The 16299-nt window shown below is 61.5% G+C and carries 15 protein-coding genes; 12 read left to right on the top strand and 3 right to left on the bottom strand.

The window, feature by feature from the left end; genetic code table 11:
- The first annotated feature begins 93 nt into the window (after positions 1-93).
- The 11 genes from ACN20G_RS14460 (at position 94) to ACN20G_RS14410 (ending at position 11897) form a co-directional block, all read left to right on the top strand.
- Positions 94-738 carry a hypothetical protein gene (locus ACN20G_RS14460; RefSeq protein WP_424213184.1) on the top strand — a complete coding sequence of 215 codons (645 nt, stop codon included), beginning with the start codon at positions 94-96 and terminating at the stop codon, positions 736-738.
- Positions 739-1026: 288 nt separating this feature from the next.
- Positions 1027-1869, top strand: coding sequence for a hypothetical protein (locus ACN20G_RS14455; RefSeq protein WP_424213183.1), 843 nt, complete (start codon positions 1027-1029; stop codon positions 1867-1869).
- 122 nt (positions 1870-1991) lie between these two features.
- Positions 1992-2714, top strand: a complete 723-nt coding sequence (locus tag ACN20G_RS14450) for a hypothetical protein (RefSeq protein ID WP_424213182.1) — start codon at positions 1992-1994, stop codon at positions 2712-2714.
- Between the two features lie 914 nt (positions 2715-3628).
- Positions 3629-4141 (top strand): hypothetical protein, encoded by a 513-nt coding sequence (locus ACN20G_RS14445; RefSeq protein WP_424213181.1) that lies wholly within the window; start codon positions 3629-3631, stop codon positions 4139-4141.
- Between the two features lie 132 nt (positions 4142-4273).
- Positions 4274-6745 (top strand): phage/plasmid primase, P4 family, encoded by a 2472-nt coding sequence (locus ACN20G_RS14440; RefSeq protein WP_424213180.1) that lies wholly within the window; start codon positions 4274-4276, stop codon positions 6743-6745.
- Positions 6746-6843: 98 nt separating this feature from the next.
- Positions 6844-8670 (top strand): DNA polymerase, encoded by a 1827-nt coding sequence (locus ACN20G_RS14435; protein ID WP_424213179.1) that lies wholly within the window; start codon positions 6844-6846, stop codon positions 8668-8670.
- Between the two features lie 392 nt (positions 8671-9062).
- Positions 9063-9878: a hypothetical protein gene (locus ACN20G_RS14430; RefSeq protein WP_424213178.1), complete on the top strand. Its 816-nt coding sequence runs from the start codon at positions 9063-9065 to the stop codon at positions 9876-9878.
- A 58-nt stretch (positions 9879-9936) separates the two neighbouring features.
- Positions 9937-10224: a hypothetical protein gene (locus tag ACN20G_RS14425; RefSeq protein ID WP_424213177.1), complete on the top strand. Its 288-nt coding sequence runs from the start codon at positions 9937-9939 to the stop codon at positions 10222-10224.
- 500 nt (positions 10225-10724) lie between these two features.
- Complete coding sequence (locus tag ACN20G_RS14420) at positions 10725-10943, top strand: hypothetical protein (RefSeq protein WP_424213176.1); 219 nt, start codon at positions 10725-10727, stop codon at positions 10941-10943.
- 75 nt (positions 10944-11018) lie between these two features.
- Entirely contained in the window at positions 11019-11270 is a 252-nt protein-coding gene (locus ACN20G_RS14415; RefSeq protein ID WP_424213175.1) for a hypothetical protein, read from the top strand.
- A gap of 99 nt (positions 11271-11369) precedes the next feature.
- Positions 11370-11897, top strand: a complete 528-nt coding sequence (locus tag ACN20G_RS14410) for a hypothetical protein (protein WP_424213174.1) — start codon at positions 11370-11372, stop codon at positions 11895-11897.
- Positions 11898-11969: 72 nt separating this feature from the next.
- Here ACN20G_RS14410 and ACN20G_RS14405 read toward each other — a convergent pair whose 3' ends face one another.
- From ACN20G_RS14405 to ACN20G_RS14395, 3 genes are all read right to left on the bottom strand, one after another.
- Positions 11970-12725: a LuxR C-terminal-related transcriptional regulator gene (locus ACN20G_RS14405; protein ID WP_424213173.1), complete on the bottom strand. Its 756-nt coding sequence runs from the start codon at positions 12723-12725 to the stop codon at positions 11970-11972.
- Between the two features lie 1323 nt (positions 12726-14048).
- Positions 14049-14243, bottom strand: a complete 195-nt coding sequence (locus tag ACN20G_RS14400) for a DUF397 domain-containing protein (protein ID WP_424213172.1) — start codon at positions 14241-14243, stop codon at positions 14049-14051.
- Positions 14240-15085 carry a helix-turn-helix domain-containing protein gene (locus tag ACN20G_RS14395; protein WP_424213171.1) on the bottom strand — a complete coding sequence of 282 codons (846 nt, stop codon included), beginning with the start codon at positions 15083-15085 and terminating at the stop codon, positions 14240-14242. The genes ACN20G_RS14400 and ACN20G_RS14395 overlap by 4 nt, the downstream gene beginning before the upstream one ends.
- 529 nt (positions 15086-15614) lie before the next feature.
- Between ACN20G_RS14395 and ACN20G_RS14390 the strand changes: the two genes are divergently transcribed.
- A complete protein-coding gene (locus ACN20G_RS14390; protein ID WP_424213170.1) occupies positions 15615-15986 on the top strand; it encodes a hypothetical protein in 372 nt (123 codons plus the stop codon).
- The last annotated feature ends 313 nt before the right edge of the window (positions 15987-16299 follow it).

Raw genomic sequence — 16299 nt, 5'->3', positions numbered from 1 at the left:
AGGGGACCGGACGTGACCGAATCAAACTGGTCAGCCATCATGAAAGACGCTATAGCTGGGAAGCATGGGCCCAACGGTGCCGCCAAGGGCCACGTGAGCACCCTCAAGGCCATGGAACGCGCCGGAATGCTTGAGTCCTACGTGCACCCGGAAACTGGTAAGCGGCACTACTTCCTGAGCGCGAAAGGGTACGACGCTGCCAGGAAGGGTGAGGCGAAAACGGAAACGAGGGAGCGCGCAGCGAAGACGACACAAGACGAAATCGCTGAGTGGTACGCGGGGGTGCTGGACAACTTCGGCCCGTACATTCCTGACGCTAACGCTAAGCGCAAGATCCTGACTCAGCGGAACGAGTGGAACGCAATTGCCACGGCGCCCCGCGCTAAGCAGACATCGGGCGTAATCGCGGTCCAGTGGGACGAGATGGTTTACGCACTCGCCTACGCGGAGAGCTTCCGGGCCCCCGGTTGGAATCCGGAATGGGAACCGGGTTTCGTTGCCGACTTTGTAACCGAAGGGGAGTTTACGTTCGGACCGTTTACCCCCGGGGGGCTTGCCAAAGCATGGCAAGAGATCAAGGCGCGCGGTCGGCACCCCGAAGACGGATGGGGCCCCCTGGGGGACGCAATCCGACAGCAGGACTGCGACGCAAACGGCGAACCCACCCGTGAAGGATTCCTGAGGATCGCCAGTCAGTTGAACGAGCTGTTCAACCTGACTCAAGAGGAAAGGCCCTGAGTGCCTGCCTAACGGCCTAGCGGACGGCCCCCGGTGTCTTCGGACCCGGGGGCTTTTCCATGCCCGCAGACGGGCGTACAGGGCCCCGGGTGGGGTGGCGGCGTGGGCAGGTGGTGACGAGTGACGGAATGACGAGTAGTTCTGTTCCACCCATACATCACTCAGTCAGTCTCTTCTGTGGGACCAACCCGGAAGCCCCCTCACGGTCGTCACTCGTCACCACTCCCCTACGCGGAATCCCTCGCCCCCTAGCCCCCCTGTAAGCACTTCCAAGCCCAAGGGGGCACAGTGGGAACCGTCCGCACTATCCAGCGTTCCGGCACCCGGTTCTATATCGACCCGGAAGACAGCACCATCAAAAGGCCGGGCGTAACGTCCATCATCTCTATGCTTCCTAAGCCGTTCTTGGCTTTCTGGAACGCCAAGATGGTTGCCGAACTCGCCGTTGATTCCCTGCCGTTCGTAGAGCAGATGCACGCAACAGCCGGACGCGAAGCGGCAGTTGATTTCCTCAAGGGTGCCGCTCGCCGGTACACCAAGATTCGGGCCGATATCGGCTCTCAGGCTCATGACCTCTTCGAGCGCATGATTCGGGGTGAGTACGTCGGCCACGTCCACCCGGACCTTGAGCCCTACCGCGTGATGTTCGCTGAGTTCCTTGAGGCGGTGAACCCCGAACTACTCCGCGCGGAAGATGTGGCGTGGTCCGACACGCACGACTACGCGGGAAGCTTTGACGCCATTCTCCGCGTGTGGCTGGACAAAGTGGGGAAGCCGACCCCGGACCGTTCCGGGGTGCCTCACATCCTGATTGTGGACTGGAAGACGTCCAAGGCCACCTACGCGGATGTGGCCCTACAGATGGCCGCATATGCGCACGCCGATTTCATCATTGACCCGGACGGCAACCGTGAGCCCATGCCGGAATTCGATGGCGCTGCTGTACTGCACATCACCCCGGAACAGTGGGCGTTCAAGCCGGTATCCATTCAGGCCCATGTCTTTGATCTGTTCCTGACTCTCCGAAAGGTCTTCACGTGGGACCGGGAGACCAGTAAGACCGTCATCGGTCGCGCTATCGCAAAGTCCGCCGGAAAGCTTGTCACCGGAACTGAGCGCCGGGCCCGGTAGGCGGAATCCCTCGCACCCAAGGGCTAGTAGAGAGGGGCGAGGGACGGACCGGCTAGCTGATCAGCCGGGGAACCTCCCTCCCCCTCTCTCCAAATCACTTGACCTCTTTGGAGAGATTCCGCATGCTGCTTAACCTTTGGGACACCGACCCCAACAACAAGCCCAAGCCCCGCGTCACGTTCTCTGATGACACCGTGGGCAAGTTCCACTCTGGCCACTCGGTCCTTAACGACAAGGGCGAGAAGGAGCCTGAGAGCCTCTCTGAGTGGCGTATCTCTACCGGTGACCCGGAAGTTGCCAAGGCTGTTGCTCAGCTCTTTGGTGGTCAGCCGGTGGAGAACGAAGAGACCACATCTGAGAACTACATAGACGTGTTCACTTCGCGTGAGTCTGTGCCGGTCATCCTTGAGGGGCCGGACGCTATCAAGGCGGACATGAAGCTGTGGAACCGCAACAAGCTTGTCCACCACTGCGACGGCACTAAGTTCCTTTCGCCGGATGAGCGCAAGGGTAAGCCGTGCCTTTGCCCTGAGCTTTTCGCGGAGCGAAAGCAGGCGGCGAAGGATTTCATGGGTCCGTCCCCGTCCATCAACATCACGTTCCGTCTGGCGGATGATCCTGAGCTTGGACTCTTCCGCTTCCAGACCGGCTCTTGGACCATGGCCGCTGTGCTTCACGAGTACGCGAATGACCTTGAGCGTGTCGGCGGTGAGGCTGTGGCGGAACTCGCTCTTGAGCTTGTTGAGTTCACCATCAAGAAGGGCCCTAAGAAGGGTCTCTTTGTGAGCTACTACAAGCCGGTTATCAACCGCATTCGTTCCTACAGTGACGCCGTGGCGGAGTAATGACCCGGGATGAATTCGCCGAGGCTCTAAGGGTGCTGCCGGATGTTGATATTCGGCGCCCCCTTTGGGAGTTCACCCCGGGCGAGCGTCCGGCGGTTATTCATGAGCGGCGCGTCCGCTTTGGCGTTGACGATGATGAGGGGCTTGAGTTCGTTGGGTAAGCGGGGAGTCGTTACGGATTACGCGGGCGAAGAGCTATACCCGGGCGATCTAATCAATTACGCGGCCCGGCAGGGGAACCGCGTGCGCGTCACGGACGCAATCATTCAGAAGGTGACTACACGCCTTGAGGGGGGCCGATTGCGCCCCATGCTCAAGGTGCGGCCCACCGGCACAGAGTCGGGCTTCACGAAGCGCCGTTCTCTGCGCGCCGAGTGGATCTCTGCGGAACACGTCCGGCTTGTCCTGGCGGACGTAGCCGACGAATCCACACGCTAGACCGAACCCTAGGGGTCGGGTGGTATCCATGTGATGCTGCCCGGCCCCTCTTTGCTACCACCTACTGATTCAGTAGGTGGCCTAAGGAGGACCATGGACAAGACTCTTTCGCCGGACGCTGCCCCCGCCATGGGGGACGTGCGGACTATGGGAACGGGTGACACTCTCTGGCTTGAGGGCGGGGTGTGGAACCGACGGGATTGGGGGCGGTACGTCTTCGTCATCGCTGAGGCGGTTTCCCGTGGTGCTGACGCTAGGTGGGTGCGCTAGTGGAATACATAGCGTTCATGTACGCACTCTTCGCACTGTGGCTGTGCACGGTGTTCCTCGCATCCTGGTTCGTTCTTTACGTGCTCTTCATACTCATTGAGTCCGCGTGGAAGAGGTTTCGCAAGTGAACCCATACGTGTTGGGCCTACTCTTCCTTGCCGTTTTCAATGTGGGATTCGCGGCGGGTGCTCTATTTGCGAGTCGTCATGGCTAACCCCAACAAGGCCAAGGGGACCGGGTGGGAATCCGCCGTGCGTGATTACCTCAATGACCGGCTAGGACTGGTGGATGAGTTCGGGAAGTTCCTTGACCCGTTCTCAGCGCTGAACGTCCGGCGACCGGCGCAAGAGGGTGCGGCAGACGTAGGGGACGTGCACGCCGTGCCGTTCATCCTTGAGTGCAAGAACGTCAAGTCACCGGCCGTGCCAACGTTCCTGCGGCAAGCGGAAGTTGAAGCCCGTCATGCCGGATTCCCGTACGGGGTAGCCGTGGTGAAGTCGGCACGGCTGAACGTCCGGCGGGGCAAGGTTCACTTCACCGTGCGCACGTGGACGCGGGTGCGTCTGTCGCTTGGCATGCGCTCCCGTCCCTTTGCTGACCGCTACTCCTTCACGGTCTCAACCCGAGGGCTGAACACCGGCCGTTGGTACTTCACGACCGAAGTTGCGGACTTTGCCCTACTGCTAGAGGACATACGAAGGAATCGTAACCCACAGTGAAATTCCGGCCCCTCGCCGGCACGGGCGTAAGTGGACAGAAACGGACATGCCGGGCCCCGCGGTAATCACCCAAAGTTACGGGGCCGAAGTGGAATCCCTCGCACCCAAGGGCCGGTGACGAAGGAGCGAACATTGAAGTTCACTGATCTACTGGCCCGGTTCAACGACGTCAGCGAAGAGGCGGATGGGGGCTACCTCGCGCTCTGCCCGGCACACGGGGATTCGCGTCCCTCGCTGCGCGTCTGGCGCGGGGATGACGGAAAGGTACGGATCACATGCCGTGCCGGTTGTGAGACTGAGGACGTCATCAAGTCCGTTGGACTGACGTGGGGTCACCTCTTCAACGCGACCGGCGAGGGTCTGACCGTCCCCAAGGAAAAGCCTGCGCTTGTCGGCATTGGCCACACTGCCGCCCTTGCCGCGTACGTGGACGCAACATCTCTTGCTTTGGGTGACTACGGCAGCGCGACGGCAGGGGACGCGCTTGCCTACCTTGATCGACGCTTTGGGCTCGACCTTGAGTCCGCTGCCGAACTCATGCTTGGGGTGGACGATGGCACCGGCCACAGCTTCCCCTACCGGTCCCGTTCCTTCCTGGCCTACCCCCGACTGACTGTCCCCCTGAGGGACTTTGCTGGGGTGGCCCGGGGGCTACAGGGGCGGGATATCACGGGGCAGTGTTCCGGCCGATGGATATCCCTTAGCAACCCTGAGGGGGCACGGTGGGCCCCGTACGGGGTTTTCCGGGGTCAGGGTGGCTACGGGGTCACTCTGGTTACCGAGGGGCCCGGAGACGCGCTCACAGCGGTTTCTGTGGGCTATGACGCTGTGGCTATCCGGGGGGCTTCCCTCTCGCATAGCTCAGAGATCATCGCTGAGCTTGCCGCCGGTCTGCGCGGGTCTCAGGTCATCGTCTGCGGCGACAACGACAAGGCCGGTACCGGCTTCACGTCGCGTCTGGCGGACGGGCTTGCCGCTCACGGGGTGGACGTCTTCACCCTTGAAATCCCTTACGAGAAAGCAGACTTGACCGACTGGAGGGAACGGGTCGGGGGGCGACGCTTCCCCGATGCTCTGCACCACGCCGTGAAGACCGCTCAGCCGGTCGCCGGTAAGCGCGGGTCGGCCCTGGTGGACGCTGAGACCGGCGCGCTTGTGCCAGACGCAGACGAAGCGGCTAGGGCCGTCCGCCTCATGTCTGAGCTTGCCGAACGCTACGGCTCTTCGGACGTGCTGAACGCGCATGCGTTGGTTGCCTTCACGGGTGGACATATCAAGTTCGCTGCGGGGCTTGGTTACTACGTATGGAACGGGGCCGTGTGGGAACGCAGCGAGACCCGCGTAAGGCAGGCAATCCATTACATGGGTGCAGCCCTCACGGTTGCCGCCGCTGAGCGGACCCGGGATAAGGACCCGGAAGCGAAGGTTGACCCGGGTGAGGCGCTGCGGAAGGTGGCTAAGGGCTTCACTCTCACCCGGAACATTGATGCCCTCATGCGCGAACTTAGGGCCGTGCCGTCCGTTCACGTGGACGCTTCCGAATTCGACGCACGCCCTGAGTTGCTGAGCTTTAAGAACGGGACCGTGAATCTACGGACCGGCGCCATGCATGCGCACCGCAAGGAAGACATGCTTACCTACGCGCTGGATATCAACTACAACCCTCAGGCGGAGTGCCCGCGCTGGGAATCCTTCCTTGAGGAAATCTTCCCGGGTAACCCCGAACTCTCGCCGTACATGCGCCGGTTGGTCGGGTACGGCATAACCGGCAACGTGTCTGAGCAGTGCTTCACGGTCCTGTGGGGCAAGGGCGCCAACGGCAAGTCAGTCTTGACCGACACTCTTACGCACGTCTTTCGTACGGTCAGCAAGACCACGCCGTTTGCCACCTTCGAAGAGCGCGGGTCAGGGGGCATCCCCAACGACATTGCCGCCCTGAGGGGTTCACGGTTGGTCATGGCAAGCGAGGGCGAGTCAGGCAAGCCCATGTCGGAAGCGATTCTCAAGCGCGTCACCGGAAAAGACATGATCAGCGCGCGCTTTCTCCGGCAGGAATACTTTGAGTTCAAGCCGTCCTTCCTGTTGATGTTGGCGACAAATCATAAGCCCAAGTTTCGCGGGCAGGATGAGGGGCTTTGGCGACGCGTCAAGATGATTCCGTTTAAGCGCTGGTTCGCTCCCCATGAGCGGGATCACACCCTTGACGCAAAGCTAATGGCTGAGGCTGAGGGAATCGCACGGTGGGCTGTGCGGGGTGCAGTTGAGTGGTACGCCGGTGGGCTACAAGACCCGTCGGTCATTATGCGCGCCGTCAAGGAATACCGAGAGACCAGCGATGCACTCGCGGGGTTCTATCCGGGTGCGCTTGAACCGTGTGACGACATGTGCCAGACGCCGGGCAATGACGCGTTCAATCTCTACCTTGAGTGGTGTGAGGCTGAGAACCTCCCCGGACGTGAGCGTTGGACGCGCACGACGTTTTACACCGCCATGGAAGAGCGCGGGGTAACCCGCAAGAAGACCAACAAGGGCATTGCGCTTGTGGGTTGCCGGATTGCCGGTCAGTCACCTGCTGCTACCGGTCCGGGCATCTTCGCCAAGTAACCGTATCCGCCCGTCCATTGGGGGATCACCTACTGAATTAGTAGGTGATCCCCCTTAGTTGTCTCTGGGGGGCAGCAATGCAGATTTACCGTCACAACGTGGCAGGCGAGACCGTCACGGTTCACGTGCCGGAGGATGAGCGGGACCTAGACCTTTTCCGCTCATGGGTGCTTGAGGCTGACGCGCAAGGGCCCGTAGCGCTGGACACTGAGACCACGGGTCTTGATCTGTTCTCAACCGGCTACCGCCTGAGGACGATTCAGTTTGGCGACGCGCACAACGCGTGGGTCATCCATTGGGAGTTGGGGGGCTACTTCGTCAGTGCCGCCCTGTACGCGCTTCGCGTGGTCCAGCGCTTCCGCATCCACAACGCTCCATTTGATTGGCTGGTGTTGGACCGGCATGCGGGTGTCTCTCTTGAGTCCCTCGCCCCGCGTACGGTGGACACGAAACTACTGGCCGGATTGGTGGACCCGCGCCAACCCCAAGAAGGTGGAATTGGGACCGGCCTCAAGCCGCTCAGCGGCTACTACGTAGACCGGTCCGCCCCTGATACTCAGGGGGACCTTACGGCCATCTTCCGCTCCCTGGGGCTCACCAAGGCAACCGGGTGGGCAGGCATTGACCTTAGGCACCCCACTTACAACCTTTACGCGGGCTTGGACGTCATCTTGACTTCCCGTCTCGCCCCCATCCTTGCTGCTGAGCTTGACCGGCTAGGGGTGCGGGATGTGCTTGTTGAGTACGAGCACCACATAGCCCGCATCTGCGCAGTGATGCAGCGCAAAGGCATGGTGCTTGACGTCGATTACGTCACCACTCTATCCGGCATCCTGCGCGAGGAAGAGGCGGAGTACAACGACGTTGCCCGCCGGTACGGGGTTGAGAACGTCAACTCAACCAAGCAGATTGCCGAAGCGCTCATGGGCATGGGCGAGACCCTGACTGAGACCACGGCATCCGGCAACGTCAAGGTGGACAAGGCCGTATTGCTCTCCCTCGCTGACATGTCTATGCAGTGGGAGCGTGTACACATGCGCACGCCGAACCCTCTTGCCGATGCTGTGCTCAGGGCCAAGCGTGCGGGCAAGTGGTGCACTACCTACGCGGACACGTTCCTTGAGACCGTGGATGCGGACGGCCGGATACACCCATTCGTGCATTCCATGGCTGCACGCACGGGCAGGATGTCTATCACGCGCCCGGCTTTGCAGACCTTGCCGTCTTCTGACCAGACAATCCGGCGGGCCCTACTTGCCGAAGAGGGACACGTCATGGTGTCCACTGACTTTGCGGCAGTTGAGCTTAGGGTGTTGGCCGCGCTTGCCGACGTCAAGCAGATGAAATCGGCAATCAGAAACGGGGAGGATCTCCACTCCTTCACGGCACGGATGGTATTCGGCCCGGACTTCACCGACAAGCACCGCAAGATTTCTAAGGGAATTGCGTTCGGCAAGGTGTACGGGGGTGGGCTTGCCACTATTCAGCGGCAGACCGGTGCGCCTGTAGACGAAGTGCGTGCGGCAATGGCCGCATATGACCGCGTATACCCGGAAGTCAAGCGGGCTTCCGTCCGGTGGCAGCGCGAGGCTTTCCAGACCGGCATGGTTCACGTGTCGGCAACGGGGCGACGTCTCCCCCTGGACCGTGACCGCACATATGCCGTTGTGAACTACGCCTGCCAGTCCACAGCCCGGGATGTCTTGGGGCAAGCCATGCTGAACATGCAGGAAGCCGGTCTACTGGACTACCTCCGCTTGCCTATCCATGACGAAGTGTTGGCAAGCGTCCCAAAGGGGGATGCAGCAGACATCGCGCGCGAGATTGAGCGATGCATGACGTTCGAACTCTTCGGCGTACCCATCGAAGCGGAAGCGGAGATTGGGAAGCGTTCATGGGGCTCTCTGTACGGAGCCGACTACTGACCACCTACTGAATTAGTAGGTGGTCGAGACTTACTCGTCACCAAACCATGCCCCTACTCCTACTTAAGGAGTAGGGGCTTTACCTCTTAAGGGTGATCTCTTCCCGGCGAAATGCGCTAGGTCGAAATCACTGCCTGATAATGCCCGCGCTCCCCGCCTCTCTTTGCTCCTAGGTTCAGGTTCAGCAAAGACGAACGGCCCTGATCAAGCCCCGTCAGCACCCCAGACGGGGCTAGGTCTGTCGTTGTCTCACGCTCGGTTTCCGTGGCACCCCCGTGCCTAAAACCGACTGTGGCCTAGCTCACAACTGATCAGCGGCTCTCACAGCCCCGTTCTGGAATCCCTCGCCCCCAAGGGCCAGGGAACCCACCGGAACGTGTTGGAGAGTCCCCATGCTGAACATCACCGCTGAGCAGATCACCGCAGCGAAGAACAATGACCTTGACGCCGTAACCCACCTGATTCGGGAGACGGAAGAGCGAGTCATTCAGATTGCCCGCAAGCATGCTGCGAGCGGCGGAAGCGTTAACCACAGCCTTGCCGAAGAGCTTGCCCAGGTTGGCCGCGTAACCGTGTGGGAAGTGATCTCCACCTTTGAGGGCGAAGACCCCGCGCAGTTCTTCACCTACATTGACCGGCACGTCTCCGGCGCTATCAGTGCCGCCCGTCGCGAAGAAACCCGGCAGGGCGTCAGCACTACCACAAGCAAGTTCTTTGAGACGGCCCTGAGCGCTGCCGCCGGTGACCCGTACGAGGCTGAACGGCTTGTGCAGGATGCTGACTTCATGGGTGACCGTCGTATGTCCCCTGAGCGTGCCTACTCGGCCCGTATGGCTTGGCAGGGCACTGACTCGCTGGACGCCCCGATTGGCGCCGACTCTGAGGGCGGGGAAGACCGCACCCTTGGGGACACCATCGTGAGCACGTACGGCGTACCGGAAGACCTTGCGACCGCTTCGGACATCGAGTCTGCCCGCCGGAAGGAAGCCCGCGTGCGCGTGCGCCGGACGCTGGACAAGATGGGCAAGCGCAAGGGTGACGTCATCCGGGGCACCTACGGCATAACCCCTGCCCCCATGGCTTTCGGTACGGACAACGAAGACATGCTTGCCGCGTGGCTGGACATGCCCAAGGCTCAGGTCCGGCAGAACCGCGCCAAGGGTCACGCTCGCTTCGCTGAGCTGTACCTCAAGGGTGAAACAGTCTGAGTGGAATCACTCGCACCCAAGCCCCGATAGAACCCCGAACACACCGGAGAGAGACGACATGCTGAACATCATCAAGAAGACCGAAGCCACGCTCAGCGCGGAGACCGGCCGAATCCTGGCTTGGTTCACAGACAAGGAAGAGGGTTTCGTTTCGGTTGCCGTCCCGGGCGACCGGGCCAGGATGACCCCGGCTCAGGCCCGCGCGTTCGGACTGTGGCTCATAGAGGCGAGTGAGACCGCGCGCATCAAGCCGGACCCGATCGGCGTGCATGCTGCCCGCGCCGAGGCTGCAAAGCGTCTTGACGCCGAGCTTGGCCGCTTCACTTCCCCGCGTCCGCGCTGGTGAGTTACTTCAAGCCCCCTAAGCTGACGGGCGAGGCTCAGCGGGCAGCGGAGTACGTTGCCGACCGGTCCGACATATGGCGTGCCGCACGGGCCCTACTGGACACATACGCATGGCCTGCGGGGTACTTCCCTGAGGATGTTCTAGGCGTGGCCCAGTTCCTAGCCGGTGATGCTCAGGCGTAACCACTTCCATGGGGACCACCTACTTAAGTAGTAGGTGGTCCCTTCGTTTGGTAAAGGAGTGTTACCGAAATGATCCGTCGCATGATGGCGCGGTCCCGATGGACCCAAAAGCCTAAGTGGTACTGCTGCCACGGCCACGACCCGAACCATTACGACAAGGGGCAGCAGCGGCGACGTGAAGAGCGCGCATGGGTAAGGGAGTTCAAGCGGACCACCTACTAATTTAGTAGGTGCCTCTTTGCCGAATAGACTTGATCGGAAGGTTCCGAACCCGTAGTGTCTTCCTCGTAAGAACAACCCCGAACGGAAGGCAAGACAGTGAGCGTTAAGGTTCCGGCCCACCTTGAGCCCTACGGCCCCTACTCGGTCACCTTTAACTTCACCGACCCGGAGACGAACGTCACGGAAGAGATCACCCACACGTACGCTGATGAGCTTGACGCGGTTCGCTGCATCGGACGGGCATCCGGCCAGTACGTCAACATTCAGCTTGTGAGCTACTCCGACAACATCGACCGCAGCAAGTATCGCTACTGAGCAGGAAGCCCCCGGGTGGTCGTATCGCCCGGGGGCCCTTACCGGCCCCCACAACACCACAGAAGAGGTTTCAGCATGGCGAACAAGGCAGACCGTACGGCGTTCCTGGTGCGTCTGGGCGAGATGATCGGCACTGATCCGACCCCCGAGACGGCCAAGGAGGTTTACGAGACCGTGAAGAACGAGGGGCCCACTCTGGGCACGTCGGTCAACTGGCGAAGCGCCGTTGAGTGGCTGGTGTCCAACTACGAAGAGCAGACGGACAACGATGGACGCACATGGGCAGCGAACCAGGGACGTGTCTGGCTGACGAACGCCAACGCGTGAGCTAGTCACTCAAACGAGTTGGGGTCACCTACTAGATTAGTAGGTGACCCTTCGCGTATGGTCGGCCAAGTCAGAGCAGGACGGACGAAGGGGTTGGGAATGAGTGAACTGAGGCAGGCCGAGGCGGGCTGGACCGTTTGGGCTGAGGGGCTTGAGTTCTCTGGGGTGCTGCCGCTCACCGTAGCGGCTGACCTACTGCGCCGAGTGCGCAACGCTGCCGACCATGGCAGCGCGGACTACGTGCCGGTTGCGTTCGAAGCCAACGAAGCGATTGCCGCTGAGTACGCCACGGCCGAAGAGGTTGCCGCCGCTTTTCACCCGGTCGTATCGGGTGAAGTGCTCCACACGGTAGCCATGCCGGGTGCGTTCGTCGAGTTCGTCAGTTGCTCCGGCCTTGCCGCCGGAATCTGCGACTCAGACGAACTCAGCAAGGCCGCTCGCCTTGCCTTTGAGGGCGGCAAGATCAAGCGCCACGGTAAGAGCTACAGCAAGGCCGTACAGGGCACACGGGCCACGCTGGACCGCTTCACTGAGTACGCAAGGGCAATCGTCAGCGACGGGAAGGAATGGAGCACTGCGGAGCGATCAGGGGCGCGCAAGTGGATTGAGCGAGTGAACGCGCTCTAGCTACAGAACGACAGAGGGACCACCTACTAATTCAGTAGGTGGTCCCTTTCGCGTTTCCTCGTAAGCCTTTACTCATCTGTCCCTTTCACGCTCCTTGCGGGCCTCTTCGGATGTCGCCCACCACATAGCAACCTGCCAATCCGTTTCCACCCCCAGGTGTTCCCTGAGGGCTTTCATGTCCGTATAGAGCGTTGCGGGGGAGATCTTGAGGGCTTGAGCAATGGCCTTAACCGGCATGCCCGCAGAAAGGCGCCTGAGGATTCCCCGCGTCCGCAGCGTGGTTACTCCTGACACCGTTTCCACATCCCACGGTTCAGCCCGGTCCCACTGCTGATGAAAGACGTTCACGATGAACCGCACAAGGCTGGGGTGTGTGACCATGACGGCAGGCTTGGTTTCTTGATCACCCTCATGGTCTGTGAGGAATGCCAGTCGCTCATCAAAGATGATCATTCGCTCAAAGGGGGGAAGTGCGGTTCTGATCTCACCGCCTATGGCGGTCATCTTCGCGACGTACTCTTGTTCAGGTTGGCGAGTGCGCGCGTTGTCCAAGTAGATCGTTTTGAATGTAAGGCCACGCTCTACCAGGACCCTGCCTGTAGCCCATGCGTTCGTAAGGGTGTCGGCAAAACGCACTTTGGGGTGTGACGTGAATACGGATACTTCGGCAGCGTCGGCGGCAGCGCCGATTTCCATTTTGACCGTATCAATATGCGAAAGGACCCGCACGCCTGACTCTTCGTCAGATATGGCTACGCGTCGCAATTCCTCACTGAGCGTCTGCATTGCTTCCGCGTTCCTGAGCGCCGCTCTGCTCTCACGATGCATGCGCTGAATGTAGGCACGCTCAGCGTGGCGCGCGTCTGTCGCGATGTACCCGCCTGCCCCTGACTCCCATACCGCAAGACCGGCGGCAGTGAGCTCATCTAGTCCCGCCTCACCCCGCCGCGCCTTCTGTCCGGCGCGCAGTCGGAGTACCAACTCCCATGCGGTATCTGACAAAAGCGGCCTACGTCGGCTCTTGTCCGCATTTGCCGACATATTCACCCCCTAGAAACTTTCTGACTGAGAACCGTCTAGCCCGCGTCCCCTTGAGCGCGTTCACCCGTACAGGGCAAACTACAGAACGTGACTCGAACGCATATGCGTACGGCAAAACCGGTTGCCATCATGGCAGCTCAAACGGTTATGTCGCTCAAATGTGCGCAAAGCCACGCCTCACAATTTGCTCACGTTAGGTAGTACGCGAACATCACAAGGAGAACTGACATGCACCCCTCCAAGCCACAGCGGGTCATAGCAGCACTGGCCCTAGCGGCCAGCAGCGCGGTCCTGGTCCTCACCGGAACCGCCGCCGCATCTGCTGACACCCGTTGGGATTCAGTGCCGGTCAATCCGGCCCCGACGGAATCAGCGCCGATGGCACCGCAAGACATCGAGTGGGACTAGCCAACGACTAGTCACCACCAGGGGCCGGGCGCGCACGGGAGGTACGCCCGGCCCTCTTCTGTCTCCGCAACCGGGGGGTTGAATGATGGGGAGCAAGACAGCACCGAATGCGGTGCTGACGGTTCAGGTGTTCAGCATGGATCGGGGATGGCGTACGCCCGGGGCAGGGTTCGGGGACGCATACGACTGGCTGAACACCGAAGACCAACTGATGCGCGCTCTGGTCACCTACTCGACCATGGCCGCGCGTCTGCTGCTGGGCCACCCGGCGGGACACTTCCGTGTTCTGGTTCGGTCCGTGCCGACAGGCGAACTCATGGGCCACTACGAGTGGAAAGAGTCCCCAGAGACGGGCCGACTCGTACCGGCCGCTGAGCCTTGGACGCATTGGCCCGTGGGGGCCCTAGCGGCGTGACAGAAGCCCTACCAGGACAGGTTCAGTGCCCTGGTAGGGCTTCGCTCTGCGAGCCTGCCAGACGGACGTACAAGGCTTCTAGTCCTGTCTCAAAAGCGAGACCATGCCTTGACCGGGCCCATATTACAGAGAGTCAATTCCGCGGCGCCTGTCATGTGCGTGAATGTCCGTTTCGCACCCCCGACGGTGCGGCCGGCTGGGCCTCAAAATTCTACTGAGGGTAGCGAAGAGCCCCGCCTCTCCGAAGGGGGTGGAGAGACGGGGCTCAGGTGGAGAGTTGGGCAGCGTCAGACGTCCGTGCGGGCCAGGCCAACAAGTGCGGCGAAGGCGCCAGCCGACACCTTGAGGACTGGTCCGTCAGTGACCTTGCTGTCACGGACCAGGATGACGGGGGCAGCAGAAGGGTTGATCTCCACACAGGAGTCATTGACGCCCCCGCTGTACGAGGACTTGAACCATCCGGTGAGATCGTTGGCATTCATGTCATGCGCTCCAGTGCTTCGCGGATCATGTCCAGAGACCGGGCGGGGCGTTCCGCCTCTTCTGACAGCCGATCATAGACCCGCTGAGACTCTGCTACATCGGCCGGTTCTTCGGTGTGGGCCCCGCATGCATGCCCCTCTGTGTAGGCGGCACGCCCAGCGCCCCGGTCGAAGGTGAGCAACGTCAACAGGCCAGCAATCACAGGTGCCGAGAAGGGCAGAATGCGGATGCTGACGTGCGGCAGCTTCGCCACCTTGAGTAGGTACTCAAGCTGATCCGCGACGGCGGACCGATCGCCAAGCTCGGCATGTAGTACCCCCTCGTACAGGATCACGGTCACGTGCGGCGGGTCGGAACGGGTCAGTATTTCCTGCGCGCGCTCCCAGCGTTCATGTGCCAGGGAGCGGACATCTTCGGGATGCGCGCCGACCATGCCTGAGGCCATCAGTGCGGCTGTGTAGCGCTCCGTCTGGAGTGTGCCCGGAACCGTCGCGATACCCACGTGATAGATCGCTTCCGCGTCGAACAGACGCCGCATGTACGGCTGGGCATAGTCCCGAACCTTCGTGTCACGCATCTGCCGCACGACGGCAACAAGAGCGTCCGGCGGTAGGTCAAGGACCCGTTCAAGCTCACGCGCAAGCGGTACGTCCGGCGGCACCAGGCCCCGTTCAAGCTCGCTGATCCGGGTCTGATTGGTGTTTGTCTCCACAGCTAACGCGGACTGCGAAAGCGCCGCGCCTGCCGCCCTACGCGTCTTGCTCGTACGCGACTGCTGCACCACGTACCCGATCCAGTGGGCGGGGCTGTGGAACGGGTCGGCTTCCTGTTTCGCTGGCATATGCGCCCTAGTCCCTTCAACTCCACTAGGTGGCCCGTAGTCAGACTAGGGGCTCAGGCCCATGGTGTGAGTGAGAGTCATGCAATTGCACGGACCGACCGAAAGGCACGGCACCCGACCATGACCAGCACCACCAGAACCCCCAGCAGGCGCACGCACGGCACGGCGGAGCTGGCCGAAGCCATAGCGCGGCGCGACTTCTTCCGCCTACGGCCGGACTGGTTGGACGCGCCGTTGATCGCCCGAGACTCTGACGTCCGTGGGCTGGTACGCACCCTTGCCGCACTCAGGCGGTTGCCATGAACGCCCCTGAGACGGCCCGTCAGCATCCGCATGCGCCTGAGGAAGGGGACGTTGTGGTTGACGGCGCCACGGGGCGCGTGGGGCGCGTGCTGGGGCCCGTAGACGGCAGGCTCCGCCTACGGCCGGTTGGTGGCGGAGACAACTGGGATGCCGACCCCAGCAAGCTCACGTACGCCACCGATGACGACGTGATCACGGCATGGCAGCAACGAGAGCGGGGGCAGGCATGAAAGCCGAAGAACTGTTCTTCCTCAAGCTCACGCCGGATCAGCGCGCCGAGCTTGACGCCGGATTCGCGCAAATCCTTGCCGACAAGGAAGCCCGCGCCATAAAGGACCACCTTCCCGGGCTTCTCACGGCATGCGTGGAAAAGGCAACGGAAAGGGAGCGCATGAATGGCCGTACCGATCACCCGGCACGTGCCAGCATCGGAAGCAATCCGGCCGTGCAAGGTCCCGTGCGCCGAGTGCGTAAGGGCCGGTCGGCAGCACGCCGCGCCTACGACCGTGTGGCTTCCTTCGCTGGCCCGGTCTTCATCAGCGTAGTCAGCGGGTCCATCGGTCTCTTCCTGGGGGCAACGCTGGTGATGCGCCGATGACGAGTACAGGCGGACCGCCCAACATCGTGGTTGCGCTCGCTGATCCGCGAGCTACCGGCCACTTCGCAAAGCACTTCTTTCGCGATGACAGAACGGGCCAGATTCGTACCCTCCGTTGCCCCTCTTCTGAATGTGAGCGTCTTGTGTACCTGGATGCCCACCACAGGCTTGCACGGCACACAGCCGGAGACGGGAACACTCTGTGCACCCTTTCCGGCGCGCCAGTACTAGAGGAAGCCTGATGACTCCTCCCTAGATTCCGTCCCTGCCGGACCTTCCCGCGAAATGTTGTCCCCACGGCGTATTCGCATTC

The sequence above is a fragment of the Streptomyces dryopteridis genome (genome assembly GCF_049606955.1).
Classification (GTDB): Bacteria; Actinomycetota; Actinomycetes; order Streptomycetales; family Streptomycetaceae; genus Streptomyces.
The sequence above is the reverse complement of the archived record's forward strand: the minus strand, read 5'-3'. Positions and strand labels throughout refer to the sequence as shown.

Excerpts from the sequence above, each read along its gene's own strand:
- ACN20G_RS14400 (WP_424213172.1), bottom strand. The coding sequence starts at position 14,243 with ATGAATGCCAACGATCTCACCGGATGGTTCAAGTCCTCGTACAGCGGG.
- ACN20G_RS14445 (WP_424213181.1), top strand. The coding sequence starts at position 3,629 with ATGGCTAACCCCAACAAGGCCAAGGGGACCGGGTGGGAATCCGCCGTG.
- ACN20G_RS14415 (WP_424213175.1), top strand. The coding sequence starts at position 11,019 with ATGGCGAACAAGGCAGACCGTACGGCGTTCCTGGTGCGTCTGGGCGAG.
- ACN20G_RS14430 (WP_424213178.1), top strand. The coding sequence starts at position 9,063 with ATGCTGAACATCACCGCTGAGCAGATCACCGCAGCGAAGAACAATGAC.
- ACN20G_RS14390 (WP_424213170.1), top strand. The coding sequence starts at position 15,615 with ATGAAAGCCGAAGAACTGTTCTTCCTCAAGCTCACGCCGGATCAGCGC.
- ACN20G_RS14395 (WP_424213171.1), bottom strand. The coding sequence starts at position 15,085 with ATGCCAGCGAAACAGGAAGCCGACCCGTTCCACAGCCCCGCCCACTGG.
- ACN20G_RS14405 (WP_424213173.1), bottom strand. The coding sequence starts at position 12,725 with ATGCATCGTGAGAGCAGAGCGGCGCTCAGGAACGCGGAAGCAATGCAG.
- ACN20G_RS14425 (WP_424213177.1), top strand. The coding sequence starts at position 9,937 with ATGCTGAACATCATCAAGAAGACCGAAGCCACGCTCAGCGCGGAGACC.
- ACN20G_RS14450 (WP_424213182.1), top strand. The coding sequence starts at position 1,992 with ATGCTGCTTAACCTTTGGGACACCGACCCCAACAACAAGCCCAAGCCC.
- ACN20G_RS14410 (WP_424213174.1), top strand. The coding sequence starts at position 11,370 with ATGAGTGAACTGAGGCAGGCCGAGGCGGGCTGGACCGTTTGGGCTGAG.